This is a genomic window from Streptomyces sp. NBC_01506, from assembly GCF_045040295.1.
Classification (GTDB): domain Bacteria; phylum Actinomycetota; class Actinomycetes; order Streptomycetales; family Streptomycetaceae; genus Streptomyces.
Map to the genome: position 1 here is coordinate 6,097,965 of NZ_CP109422.1, position 12,963 is coordinate 6,110,927.

Here is a 12,963-nt window from a genome sequence, read left to right on the forward strand (position 1 = left end):
GAGGCAGGGTGTGACATCTGTGGTTGACGTCAACAGCAACGAACCGCGACGGTCCATGAAGGACATTCGTCCACGTCGTCCCAGGTCAGTGAGCTGGATCACGCAAGTCTACGTAACGGAAATGAAAATGGGATGATGTCGATATGAAGGGACGCGTCCTTGTCGTCGATGACGACACCGCACTGGCCGAGATGCTCGGCATCGTGCTGCGAGGTGAAGGGTTCGAGCCGTCGTTCGTCGCGGACGGCGACAAGGCCCTCGCCGCTTTCCGTGAGGCCAAGCCGGATCTGGTACTGCTGGATCTGATGCTGCCTGGCCGCGACGGTATCGAGGTGTGCCGGCTCATCAGGGCCGAGTCCGGCGTACCGATCGTCATGCTGACGGCCAAGAGCGACACGGTCGATGTGGTGGTGGGGCTCGAGTCGGGCGCCGATGACTACATCGTCAAGCCGTTCAAGCCCAAGGAGCTGGTCGCCAGGATCAGGGCGCGGCTGCGCAGGTCCGAGGAGCCGGCGCCGGAGCAGTTGGCCATCGGTGATCTGGTCATCGACGTGGCCGGTCATTCGGTGAAGCGTGAGGGCCAGTCCATCGCCCTGACGCCGCTGGAGTTCGACCTGCTCGTCGCGCTGGCCCGCAAGCCGTGGCAGGTCTTCACCCGTGAGGTGCTGCTGGAGCAGGTGTGGGGCTACCGGCACGCGGCCGACACCCGTCTGGTCAATGTGCATGTCCAGCGGCTCCGCTCCAAGGTCGAGAAGGACCCGGAGCGCCCGGAGATCGTCGTGACCGTCCGAGGTGTCGGCTACAAGGCCGGACCGAGCTGACATGTCCAGCGGCAGTACTGCCCCGAAGCCCGGGGAGCCGGGAGTCCGTACGGGGCGGACCGCCGGCCAGGGACGCGGGGGCTCACGTCTCGGCAGGCTCTTCCAGGGCGGCAGGCTGCTCCAGGACGGGGCGGCGGGCAGCCCTGTGCTGCGGCTTGTCGTGCGCTGGGCCAGGCGTCCGGTGCTGCCCGCTGTGCGGCTGTGGCGACGGAACATCCAGCTCAGGGTGGTCACCACGACGCTGCTGATGTCGCTCGGCGTCGTACTGCTGCTGGGTTTCGTCGTGATCGGCCAGGTCCGTAACGGTCTGCTGGACGCCAAGGAGAAGGCGGCCCAGAGCCAGGCGGCCGGTGGTTTCACCGTCGCCAAGGAGAAGGCCGACGCGCCGGTCGAGCCGGGCGGGCAGGAAGGCGGCGCGGGGGACGGCAGGTCGAGCCGTAACTCCGTGAACTGGCGCTCCGACCTGGTCGTACAACTGGCCAGTGGAGGCCAGAGCGCTTTCAACGTGGTGGCCCTGAGCGCAGACGAGCACGGCGCGGGCTCCAGCAGCCGCTTCCCGCGCGCCTCCGGCGGCGTGGACCACATCGCGAGCGTTCCCGCGGATCTGCGGTCCGCCGTCTCCAAGGGCACCGGGACGTTCCAGCGGTACACCCTGATCCAGTACACGGACGGGCGGGAGCCCGAGTCCGGACTGGTGGTCGGCAAGCGGCTGACCGATGTCGACGGCAATTCCTACGAGCTGTACTACCTGTTCCCGCTGACGCAGGAGGAGCAGTCGCTCAACCTCGTCAAAGGCACCCTCGCCACGGCGGGGCTGTTCGTCGTCGTGCTCCTGGGGGCCATCGCCTGGCTCGTCGTACGGCAGGTCGTGACGCCCGTACGGATGGCGGCGGGCATCGCGGAACGGCTCTCCACCGGCCGGCTCCAGGAACGTATGAAGGTCACCGGCGAGGACGACATCGCCCGCCTCGGTGAAGCCTTCAACAAGATGGCCCAGAATCTTCAGCTCAAGATCCAGCAACTGGAAGAACTCTCCAGGATGCAGCGCCGCTTCGTGTCGGACGTCTCGCACGAGCTGCGCACCCCGCTGACCACCGTCCGGATGGCCGCCGACGTCATCCATGAGGCCCGTGTCGACTTCGACCCCGTCACCGCGCGCTCCGCGGAACTGCTGGGTGACCAGCTCGACCGTTTCGAGTCCCTGCTCTCGGATCTGCTGGAGATCAGCCGGTTCGACGCGGGTGCGGCGGCTCTGGAGGCCGAGCCCATAGACCTGCGGGTGGTCGTACGCCGTGTGATCGGCGGAGCCGAACCGCTCGCCGAGCGCAAGGGCACCCGGATCCGGGTCATGGGGGACGAGCAGCCGGTCGTCGCCGAGGCCGATGCCCGGCGTGTGGAGCGGGTCCTGCGCAATCTGGTCGTCAACGCCGTCGAGCACGGCGAGGGGCGGGACGTGGTGGTGCGGATGGCGGTGGCGGGCGGAGCCGTCGCCGTGGCCGTACGCGACTACGGAGTGGGCCTCAAGCCCGGCGAGGCGACCCGGGTCTTCAACCGGTTCTGGCGGGCGGATCCGGCGCGGGCGCGTACCACCGGCGGTACGGGCCTCGGCCTGTCGATCGCCGTCGAGGACGCGCGTCTGCACGGCGGCTGGCTCCAGGCGTGGGGCGAGCCGGGCGGCGGGTCGCAGTTCCGGCTGACGCTGCCGCGTACCGCCGACGAGCCGCTGCGGGGCTCGCCCATACCGCTGGAGCCGGAGGACTCGCGGCGCAGCCGGGAGCGCTCGGCCTTCGGCGACCCGAAGGAGAGCGCGCACCGGTTGACGAGCGTGCCCTCCCAGTCGGCGTCGAGTTCCTCGCTCGCGGTGCCGCCCAGGATGCCGGTGCCGCCGCCCTCGGGTGTGGTCGACCCGACGGCGCTGCCCGGCAACGGCGCCCGGGTGGTGCCGCGTTCCACCGGGGAGCCCGTGGAACGGGATCCCGCCACGGCTTCGACACCGCCCCGGTCATCGAATACACCGTCGTCAACTGCCGCCGCGGTCACGTCCGCGCACCAGGCACCGGAGCGGGAGGACACTCGTGGGCGTTGACCGCCTTCGGCACGGCCGAGGACGCGCCGTGCGGCTGTCCGTCCTGTTCGGGTGCTTCGCCCTGCTGCTGGCCGGCTGTGCGTCGATCCCCGACAGCGGGGACGTCGAACCCGTCAAGGCGACCCCGCGCGGAGACTCCCAGGTGCGGGTGTATCCCGTCGCCCCCGCCGAGGGGGCCGATCCGAACGAGATCGTCGACGGCTTCCTCGAAGCGATGACCAGCGACGACCCTGATTTCGCGGTCGCAAGGAAGTATCTGACCAAGCAGGCGTCGCAGAGCTGGCAGCCCGCCGACCGTACGACGGTGCTGGCCGCCGCGCCCGACCCGGCCGACCCCCAGGGGCCGTCCGGTCCCGACGGCCCCGGTCTCACCTACCCGCTGTACGGCGAGCAGATCGCCGCGGTCGACGCCGGGCACGCCTACCAGCCGATGGCGCCGGAGACGTACAACCGCACCATCCACCTCGTCCAGGAGAAGGTGCTGGACGGCAAGGAGTGGCGCATCGACGACCTCCCTCAGGGGCTCGTGCTCGGTGAGTCCGACTTCCAGCGCAACTACCGTGCCGTGAACAAGTACTACTTCGCCTCCGGACAGGACTGGCTCGTCGCCGACCCCGTCTACATCCGCCAGCGCATAGACCCGGTGACACGCATGGACCCGGTCACCCAGGCCGTCAAGGTGCTGCTCGACGGGCCGACGGACTGGATGCGGCCCGTGGTCGACTCGCCCTTCCCGGGCGGTACGCAGCTCAAGAGCGGCACCCGGACTCTCGAATTCGACGACCGGAACGCGCTCAAGGTGCCGCTCAACGAGAAGGTCGACAACGTCGGGCGTGAGCAGTGCCGCAAGATGGCGGCGCAACTGCTTTTCACCCTCCGGGACTTGACGTCCACCCGGGGCGAACGGGTCGAGCTGCTGAGGCAGGACGGCTCCTCCCTGTGCGTGCTGAGCGGTGACCAGGCGGAGGAGTTCGCCGCCGACCGCACGTCCGGCAGCGCGGACAGCCCGTACTTCATCGATGCGAAGGGCCGGCTCGCACAACTGTCGGCGAGCAGCAAGGAGCCGATCGACCCGCCGCGTGTGCGGGGCCCGTTCGGCGACGGCACGATGCCGCTGAGCCAGGTCGCCGTCGCGCGCGACGAGAAGCACGCGGCGGGCGTCTCGCAGGACGCGAAGCACCTGTACGTCGGGTCCATCATCTCGGCGGGCGACGTGGGCGACGCCCTGGTCGTCAGCAAGGCGGAGAAGAAGGACGACCGGCTGTCGGCGCCGAGTTGGGACGGCAACGGCGATCTGTGGATAGCCGACCGCGACCCGCGGCAGCCCCGGCTGCTGCGTCTGGCAGACGGCGCCGACGCGCCCCGGGAGGTCACGGTCGACGGACTCGGCGACGCGCGCATCGAGGCGCTGCGGGTGTCCGCCGACGGCGTACGGGTGGCGCTGCTGCTCGCCGAGGACGGGCGTACGACCCTCCAGATCGGCCGCGTGGAGCGTCGCGGGCCGGCCGGGGAGCAGACGGTGTCCGTCACGGAGCTGAAGGCCGTGGCGCCTCGTATGGAGACGGTGACCGCCGTGTCGTGGGCCGGTCCCAGCCGGCTCGTCGTGGTCGGCAAGGAGGCCGGCGGGGTGCAGCAGGTGAGCTACGTGCAGACGGACGGTTCGACGTCGGCGGCGGGTGTGCTGCCGGGGCTGAACCAGGTCACCGGGATCGCCGCCTCCGACGACGAACAGCAGCCGCTGGTGGCCGATTCGGACGACGCGGGGATCGTGCGGCTGCCGACCGGCGCGAACTGGCAGACGATGGTGAAAGAGGGTTCGTCACCGGTCTACCCGGGTTAGCTCCGGCCTCGGACAGGGGCTGGTCGCGTACCCCGGGTGACGCCCGGCGCACACATTCGGGCCGGATCTCGATCCCGGTTATCCACAGGGGTGGCCGGAGGTCCGAGTCGTTGGCACAGTGGGTGACATGCGGGGGTGGTGGCGAGAAATCACCGGGCTGGTGCTGCCGGTCGCCTGCGGCGGCTGCGGGAGCCCCAGGACGCCGCTGTGCGACGCGTGCGGAAGGGCGTTGTACGGGACGTGGCCGTGCCGGGTGCGGCCGGTTCCCGAGCCCGTGGGGCTGCCGGTGGTGCATGCCGCTGCTCCGTACGAGGACGCCGTACGGGCCGTGCTGCTGGCGCACAAGGAGCGTGGCGCCCTCGGGCTGGCCGCGCCCCTGGGGCGGGCGCTGGCCGGGGCGGTCCGGGCCGCCGTCCCGCCGGGTACGGGCGTCGGCCCGCTGATTCTCGTGCCGGTTCCGTCGACGAAGCGCGCCGTCGGTGCGCGCGGGCATGACGCCGCGCGCCGTATCGCTCTTTCGGCGGCCGGGGAGCTGCGGCGTACGGGACGGTCGGCCCGGGTGCTGCCGGTGCTGCGGCAGCGGCGGGCGGTGGCCGACCAGACGGGCCTGGGCGCCCGTCAGAGGCTCGCCAATCTGGCCGGGGCTCTGGAGGTCGCCGTCGGGGGCGCGGGGCTTCTGGAGGGCGGCAGGGTGGTGCTGGTGGACGATCTCATGACGACCGGCGCCTCGCTCGTCGAGGCGTCCCGTGCGATGCGTGCCGCGACAGGACCGGGGTATGCGGGATTCGTACAGGTGAGCGCCGCTGTGGTCGCCGCACCTCCGCTGTCTTTCGAAATAAACCGGAACTGATCGAGAGTTGGCTTCGTTGCAGGTAGTGAGGGTCATAAAACACCGGATCGGACGTACGCACTGGTAGCGGGTGCCGACAACCGTCCGAGCGAGCTATGTTCGGTTGTGAGGAAAAGCGAAAGCTGTACCTCATCGATAAGCAGTGACGTGCGGAGCGTTTTCCAGAACCTCGAAGTCTGAGGGAATGGGGATCTTGCCGACGGGGGAGGAGGAGGTGAAAGTCACCAAGTCCGAGACCTCGGTGCACATCGAGGTCTGGTGCAAGAGGGAGTAACTCCGCAACGCGGCGGAGCGAATCCGGGAACGGAGTTCTGCGTGGACATCGTCGTCAAGGGCCGCAAGACAGAGGTACCCGAGCGGTTCCGCAAGCACGTGGCCGAGAAGCTGAAGCTGGACAAGATCCAGAAGCTCGACGGCAAGGTGATCAGCCTCGACGTCGAGGTGTCCAAGGAGCACAACCCGCGTCAGGCGGACCGTTGCGACCGGGTGGAGATCACGCTCCACTCCCGCGGTCCCGTCATCAGGGCCGAAGCCGCCGCCGCCGACCCGTACGCCGCACTCGACCTGGCCACCGGGAAGCTGGAGGCGCGGCTGCGCCGGCAGCACGAGAAGCGTTTCAACCGCCGTGGCAACGGCAGGCTTTCGGCCGCCGAGGTCGTGGACGTCGTTCCCGGCGTGGCCCAGTTGAACGGATCGGGCCCGGCGCCCGCGAGCGAGTCGCCGAACGGCGTTCCCACCACCAGGATCGGCTCGCTCGAGGTACAGGGCGAAGGACCGCTGGTGGTCCGCGAGAAGACGCACACCGCCGCTCTGATGACCCTCGACCAGGCGCTCTACGAGATGGAGTTGGTCGGACACGACTTCTATCTGTTCGTGGATTCGGAGACCAAGGAGCCGAGCGTCGTCTACCGACGGCACGCCTACGACTACGGCGTCATCCATCTGAGGACCGACCAGTTGGCCGAGTCCGAGGCCGCGGGCGCCGGTGGCGCGCTCGGCGGCTGACAGAACACGCCCCCTCGGTGGTGCCCCCGCAGTGCCTGATCCGGCCGCGGGGGCACCACCGCGCGACTACTGGATCACCGCTCTGTCGGCCGGGCATGAAATCATGGCCACGCACGCCAACCCACGGTCCCTGACCGGGGGTTGGTGTAGCTCGCATGTACTTCGGCCCATGGCCTTCAGGGGGAGGAACGATGGCGGACAGCTTCGGGCCGGTGCACCACGCGCGCGGTACCGGCGGTACGACCGGCGGTGCCGGACCGGACACCGGCGCGGACCCGGACGACCCCGGGAAGGAACCGATCAGGGTCCTTGTCGTGGACGACCACGCCCTCTTCCGCCGGGGGCTGGAGATCGTCCTCGCCCAGGAGGAGGACATCCAGGTCGTGGGGGAGGCCGGAGACGGCGCGGAGGCCGTCGACAAGGCCGCCGACCTGCTCCCCGACATCGTGCTGATGGATGTCCGGATGCCCAAGCGCGGCGGCATCGAGGCATGCACCTCCATCAAGGAGGTGGCTCCCAGTGCCAAGATCATCATGCTGACGATCAGCGACGAGGAGGCCGACCTCTACGACGCGATCAAGGCGGGCGCCACCGGCTATCTCCTCAAGGAGATTTCGACGGACGAGGTGGCCACCGCGATTCGCGCCGTGGCCGACGGGCAGTCACAGATCAGCCCTTCCATGGCCTCCAAGCTTCTGACCGAGTTCAAGTCGATGATTCAGCGCACCGACGAGCGCAGACTCGTCCCGGCGCCGAAGCTCACCGACCGCGAGCTGGAAGTCCTCAAGCTGGTCGCCACGGGAATGAACAACCGTGATATCGCCAAGGAGTTGTTCATCTCCGAGAACACCGTGAAGAACCATGTCCGCAACATCCTGGAGAAGCTGCAACTGCACTCCCGGATGGAAGCCGTGGTCTACGCGATGCGGGAGAAGATCCTCGAAATCAGATGACGGCCCGCGTCAGGGCCGCCGCCAACTCGGGGCGGTCGACGCGCTCGATCCGCACGGAGTCGCAGCCCACCCACTCGGCGGCCTCCCGCAGCGCCCGCGCCATGGGCTCGACAGCGGCGGGGGTGTCCAGCGACACCTGCCGGGCGACGAGCGTGCTGCCCTCACGCGCCGGGTCGACACGGCCCAGCAGCTTCCCGCCCGACAGCAGCGGCATCGCGAAGTACCCGTGAATCCGCTTGGGCTTGGGCACGTACGCCTCCAGGCGGTGGGTGAAGCCGAAGATCCGCTCGGTGCGGGCGCGCTCCCAGATGAGCGAGTCGAACGGCGAGAGCAGAGTCGTCCGGTGCCGGCCGCGCGGGACGCTCGCCAGCGCCTGCGGATCGGCCCAGGCGGGCTTCGTCCAGCCCTCGACCGTCACCGGCACCAGACCCGAGTCCGCGATCACCGCGTCGACCTGCTCGCCCTTGATGCGGTGGTAGTCCCCGATGTCAGAGCGGGTGCCCACACCGAGCGACTGCCCCGCGAGCCGGACGAGCCGGCGCAGGCACTCGGTGTCGTCCAGATCGTCGTGCAGCACCTCGTCGGGAATGGCGCGCTCCGCCAGGTCGTACACCCGCTTCCAGCTCCGGCGCTCCGTGCACACCACCTCGCCGTGCATCAGCGCCCGCTCGACGGCGACCTTCGCCTCGGACCAGTCCCACCACTCGCCGCCGTTCTTGGCGCCGCCCAACTCCGTGGCCGTGAGGGGGCCTTCGGTCCGCAACTGCTTGATCACCGCGTCGTACGCCCCGTCCGACAGATCGTGGTGCCAGTGCGGGCGGGCCCGGTAGGCGCGGCGCCGGAAGGCGAAATGCGGCCATTCCTCGACCGGGAGGATGCAGGCGGCATGCGACCAGTACTCGAAGGCGTGCGGTCGGGGCGGGGCGCCGGCCGTGGCCGCCGGTGTCCAGTACGCCTCCTCGACCGTCCTGCGGCCCACGGCGCCCAGCCGTGCGTACGGAATCAGCTCGTGCGAGCGCGCCAGCACCGAGATCGTGTCGAGCTGTACGGCTCCGAGATGGCGCAGCACACCGCGCACGCCTCCCCGGCGGTCGGGGGCGCCGAGGAATCCCTGGGCGTGCAGCGCGATACGGCGGGCTTCGGCGGCGGACAGCTCGGCGGTGGCGGGCGGCACAGTGGTCATGCCCCGAACGATAGACGGCGCCACTGACAGCCGGCCGGGGCCGGTGACCGCCGCTGCCAGGGCCGCCGGCGGGGCGTTGCCAGGGCCGTAGTCAGAGCCGCAGTCAGGGCCGCGCGGGCAGATACGGGTGCCTGGACGGCAGGCCGAGATCGGAGGGCAGAAGCGCCCCGATCCAGGCGTCACGCGTCGTCTCCCTGGCCAGCAGAGCGGCGCGCAGAGTGCCCTCCAGCACGAAACCCGCCTTCAGCGCGACGGCCCGTGAGCCCTCGTTGCCGGCCTCGGCCCGCCACTCGACCCGCTCGGCGCCCAGCTCCGTGAACATCCAGCGGGTCAGCGCGCGCAGCGCCTCCGTCGTGTAGCCCCGGCCGCGGTGCTCCTTGACCGTCCAGTAGCCGACCTCCCACACCCCGGACTGGTTGTGGGCGTTGACCGAGGCCAGCAGCGGGCCGCCGCCGACCGGCTCGACCGCGAAGACGAAGTTGCTCCCGGCCTGCCACATCCGCGGGACGATCCGCTCGATGAAGTGCTCCGCGTGCCGCCTTTCGTACGGAGAGGGGATCGTCGTCCACCGCTGGACGTCGGGGTCCTGGCAGGCCGCGTACACCGCGTCGATGTCGTCCGGAACCAGGGGCCGCAGTCGCAGCCGCTCGGTGATCAAGGAGGTGGTCGAGGCGTCCGGCGGGGCCGCCGAGGGGGTGAGTGGCTCCATGGGGGGATTGTGGGGACCCGGCTCTCCCCGGAGCGAGCGCTTTTCGTACCTCACCGGCACCTTCCACGCGTCCCGCGCGTTCTCATGGCGGGTGACAGCAGGCCGGCGGCACGTGGACCTCCCGAGGCGGCCGGGTCCTCGCTTACGATGGCCGTTGCGGTGGGGTCGGCCTGCCGCGCCCGCGCCAGTGTCCCTCACCAGACCCAGTGCCAGGCCCGACCGGCAAGGAGACCAACCTCAGTGTCCGTCTTCAACAAGCTCATGCGTGCAGGCGAAGGCAAGATCCTGCGCAAACTGCACCGCATCGCGGACCAGGTCAACTCCATCGAAGAGGACTTCGTTGCCCTCTCCGACGCCGAGTTGCGGGCCCTCACCGACGAGTACAAGCAGCGTTATGCCGACGGTGAGACCCTTGACGACCTGCTCCCCGAGGCGTTCGCGACCGTCCGTGAGGCGGCCAAGCGAGTCCTCGGCCAGCGCCCTTACGACGTCCAGTTGATGGGCGGCGCCGCGCTGCACCTCGGCCATGTCGCCGAGATGAAGACCGGCGAGGGCAAAACCCTCGTCGGCACGCTGCCCTGCTACCTGAACGCGCTGTCCGGCAAGGGCGTTCACGTGATCACGGTCAACGACTACCTGGCCGAGCGCGACTCCGAGATGATGGGCCGGGTCCACAAGTTCCTGGGCCTGTCCGTCGGCTGCATCCTCGCCAACATGTCGCCCGCGCAGCGCCGTGAGCAGTACAGCAGCGACATCACATACGGCACGAACAACGAGTTCGGTTTCGACTACCTCCGCGACAACATGGCGTGGTCCCAGGAGGAGCTTGTCCAGCGCGGTCACAACTTCGCGGTCGTGGACGAGGTCGACTCGATCCTGGTCGACGAGGCCCGTACGCCGCTGATCATCTCCGGCCCCGCCGACCAGGCCACGAAGTGGTACGGCGACTTCGCCAAGCTGGTGACGCGGCTCACCAAGGGTGAGGCGGGCAATCAGCTCAAGGGCATCGAGGAGACCGGCGACTACGAGGTCGACGAGAAGAAGCGCACCGTCGCCATCCACGAGTCCGGGGTCGCGAAGGTCGAGGACTGGCTGGGCATCGACAACCTCTACGAGTCGGTGAACACGCCCCTCGTCGGTTATCTGAACAACGCCATCAAGGCCAAGGAACTGTTCAAGAACGACAAGGACTACGTCGTCATCGACGGCGAAGTCATGATCGTCGACGAGCACACCGGCCGTATCCTCGCCGGCCGCCGCTACAACGAGGGCATGCACCAGGCGATCGAGGCGAAGGAAGGGGTGGACATCAAGGACGAGAACCAGACGCTCGCCACGATCACCCTCCAGAACTTCTTCCGCCTCTACGACAAGCTGTCCGGCATGACCGGTACGGCCATGACGGAGGCCGCCGAGTTCCAGCAGATCTACAAGCTGGGCGTCGTGCCGATCCCGACGAACCGGCCGATGGTCCGGGTCAACCAGCCCGACCTGATCTACCGCACCGAGGTCGCGAAGTTCGCGGCGGTCGTGGACGACATCGCCGAGAAGCACGAGAAGGGCCAGCCGATCCTGGTCGGCACGACCTCCGTGGAGAAGTCCGAGTACCTGTCGCAGCAGCTCTCGAAGCGGGGCGTGCAGCACGAGGTGCTGAACGCCAAGCAGCACGACCGTGAGGCGCCGATCATCGCCCAGGCCGGGCGCAAGGGCGCGGTCACCGTCGCCACGAACATGGCCGGCCGTGGTACGGACATCAAGCTCGGCGGCAACCCCGACGACCTCGCCGAGGCGGAGCTGCGTCAGCGCGGGCTCGACCCGGTGGAGCACGTCGAGGAGTGGGCCGCCGCGCTGCCCGCCGCGATGGAGAAGGCCGAGCAGGCGGTGAAGGCGGAGTTCGAGGAGGTCGTGGACCTCGGCGGGCTGTACGTCCTCGGTACGGAGCGTCACGAGTCGCGCCGGATCGACAACCAGTTGCGCGGTCGTTCCGGCCGTCAGGGCGACCCGGGCGAGTCCCGCTTCTACCTGTCGCTGGGCGACGACCTGATGCGGCTGTTCAAGGCGCAGATGGTCGAGCGCGTCATGTCGATGGCGAACGTCCCCGACGATGTGCCGATCGAGAACAAGATGGTGACCCGTGCCATCGCCTCGGCGCAGTCGCAGGTGGAGCAGCAGAACTTCGAGACGCGTAAGAACGTCCTGAAGTACGACGAGGTGCTGAACCGGCAGCGTCAGGTCATCTACGGCGAGCGCCGCCGGGTCCTGGAGGGCGAGGACCTTCAGGAGCAGATCCGGCACTTCATGGACGACACCATCGACGACTACATCCGCCAGGAGACGGCGGAGGGCTTCGCCGAGGAGTGGGACCTGGACCGGCTGTGGGGCGCCTTCAAGCAGCTCTACCCGGTGAAGGTCACCGTCGAGGACCTGGAAGAGGCGACCGGCGACCGTGCCGGCATCACGGCGGAGTTCATCGCCGAGTCCATCAAGGACGACGCGCACGAGCAGTACGACGAGCGCGAGAAGTCGCTGGGCCCGGACGTGATGCGTGAGCTGGAGCGGCGCGTGGTGCTGTCCGTGCTGGACCGCAAGTGGCGCGAGCACCTGTACGAGATGGACTATCTCCAGGAGGGCATCGGGCTGCGCGCCATGGCGCAGAAGGACCCGCTGGTCGAGTACCAGCGCGAGGGCTTCGACATGTTCACCGCCATGATGGAGGGCATCAAGGAGGAGTCCGTCGGCTACCTGTTCAACCTGGAGGTCCAGGTCGAGCAGCAGGTCGAGGAGGTCCCGGTGCAGGACGCGGCGGAGCGTACGTCGCTGGAGAAGGCGGATGCGCCGGCGGGTGCGGGTGCGGGTGCCCGTGCGGGGGGTGCGCGTCCGGAGATCCGGGCGAAGGGCCTGGACGCTCCGCAGCGGCGGGACCGGCTGCACTTCTCGGCGCCGACGGTGGACGGTGAAGGCGGCGTCGTCGAAGGCGACTTCGAGAGCAACGGCGGGGCGGATCGTACGGAGGCGGGGGCGGGTTCCGGTTCCGGTTCGGGGACGACTCGCGCGGAGCGTCGGAAGGCGCAGAAGGGTGGGGGGCGGCGCCGCAAGAAGTAAGCGGCGGAAGTTCTCCACGTGTACGTCGGCCGGGGCCGGACACCAGGTGTCCGGCCCCGGCCGACGTTGTGGGCGGCGGGGTGGGTGCCGGGGTCCGTCCGGCGGCCGGTTCGTCCTCAATCGCCGGACGGGCTGCGATGGGCCGGCCCGGCCACGCCCGGCCCGGTGGGTTGTCCTCAAGCGCCGGACGGGCTGGGTGCGTGCGGCGTGCTGGGCGGGTTGGGAAGCTGTCCGCCGCAGCGGGGTGTGTCCTCAATCGCCGGACGGGCTTGATGGGGCCGGGGGTTGGTTGGGATGGGTCCGGCCGGTGGGTGGTGTCCTCAAGCGCCGGACGGGCTTGGAAGCGCGTCCGGCGCTTGAAGTGGCTGCCGGGTGGGCTGAAGTGACCGCCGGACAGGCTTGAGTGGGGCGCGG

Annotated in this window: 9 protein-coding genes; 7 read left to right on the top strand and 2 right to left on the bottom strand. The window is 69.4% G+C overall.

Annotation, left to right across the window (positions count from 1 at the left end; all coding sequences use genetic code 11):
* Nucleotides 1-143 precede the first annotated feature (143 nt).
* The 6 genes from mtrA (at nt 144) to OG329_RS27160 (ending at nt 7,555) form a co-directional block, all read left to right on the top strand.
* Complete coding sequence (gene mtrA / locus OG329_RS27135) at nt 144-821, top strand: two-component system response regulator MtrA (protein ID WP_005486885.1); 678 nt, start codon at nt 144-146, stop codon at nt 819-821.
* Between the two features lies 1 nt (nt 822).
* Nucleotides 823-2,907, top strand: a complete 2,085-nt coding sequence (gene mtrB / locus OG329_RS27140) for an MtrAB system histidine kinase MtrB (RefSeq protein WP_405798832.1) — start codon at nt 823-825, stop codon at nt 2,905-2,907.
* Complete coding sequence (locus tag OG329_RS27145; RefSeq protein ID WP_405798834.1) at nt 2,897-4,747, top strand: LpqB family beta-propeller domain-containing protein; 1,851 nt, start codon at nt 2,897-2,899, stop codon at nt 4,745-4,747. The genes mtrB and OG329_RS27145 overlap by 11 nt, the downstream gene beginning before the upstream one ends.
* A gap of 127 nt (nt 4,748-4,874) precedes the next feature.
* Nucleotides 4,875-5,597 carry a ComF family protein gene (locus OG329_RS27150; protein ID WP_405798836.1) on the top strand — a complete coding sequence of 241 codons (723 nt, stop codon included), beginning with the start codon at nt 4,875-4,877 and terminating at the stop codon, nt 5,595-5,597.
* A gap of 315 nt (nt 5,598-5,912) precedes the next feature.
* Nucleotides 5,913-6,602, top strand: a complete 690-nt coding sequence (gene hpf, locus OG329_RS27155) for a ribosome hibernation-promoting factor, HPF/YfiA family (RefSeq protein ID WP_405798838.1) — start codon at nt 5,913-5,915, stop codon at nt 6,600-6,602.
* 191 nt (nt 6,603-6,793) lie between these two features.
* Nucleotides 6,794-7,555 (top strand): response regulator, encoded by a 762-nt coding sequence (locus OG329_RS27160; protein ID WP_405798840.1) that lies wholly within the window; start codon nt 6,794-6,796, stop codon nt 7,553-7,555.
* Here OG329_RS27160 and OG329_RS27165 read toward each other — a convergent pair.
* The gene (locus OG329_RS27165) at nt 7,548-8,738 is read right to left on the bottom strand and encodes a winged helix-turn-helix domain-containing protein (protein ID WP_405798842.1); all 1,191 of its coding nucleotides are present in this window, start codon (nt 8,736-8,738) and stop codon (nt 7,548-7,550) included. The genes OG329_RS27160 and OG329_RS27165 overlap by 8 nt on opposite strands.
* Nucleotides 8,739-8,841: 103 nt before the next feature.
* Nucleotides 8,842-9,447, bottom strand: coding sequence for a GNAT family N-acetyltransferase (locus OG329_RS27170; RefSeq protein ID WP_405798844.1), 606 nt, complete (start codon nt 9,445-9,447; stop codon nt 8,842-8,844).
* Nucleotides 9,448-9,687: 240 nt separating this feature from the next.
* On the opposite strand from OG329_RS27170, the gene secA reads away from it, so the two are divergent.
* Nucleotides 9,688-12,549: a preprotein translocase subunit SecA gene (gene secA, locus OG329_RS27175; RefSeq protein ID WP_405798846.1), complete on the top strand. Its 2,862-nt coding sequence runs from the start codon at nt 9,688-9,690 to the stop codon at nt 12,547-12,549.
* The last annotated feature ends 414 nt before the right edge of the window (nt 12,550-12,963 follow it).

Coding starts and splice junctions, on each gene's coding strand:
- mtrA (WP_005486885.1), top strand. CDS start 144: ATGAAGGGACGCGTCCTTGTCGTCGATGACGACACCGCACTGGCCGAG.
- mtrB (WP_405798832.1), top strand. CDS start 823: ATGTCCAGCGGCAGTACTGCCCCGAAGCCCGGGGAGCCGGGAGTCCGT.
- OG329_RS27150 (WP_405798836.1), top strand. CDS start 4,875: ATGCGGGGGTGGTGGCGAGAAATCACCGGGCTGGTGCTGCCGGTCGCC.
- OG329_RS27160 (WP_405798840.1), top strand. CDS start 6,794: ATGGCGGACAGCTTCGGGCCGGTGCACCACGCGCGCGGTACCGGCGGT.
- OG329_RS27165 (WP_405798842.1), bottom strand. CDS start 8,738: ATGACCACTGTGCCGCCCGCCACCGCCGAGCTGTCCGCCGCCGAAGCC.
- OG329_RS27170 (WP_405798844.1), bottom strand. CDS start 9,447: ATGGAGCCACTCACCCCCTCGGCGGCCCCGCCGGACGCCTCGACCACC.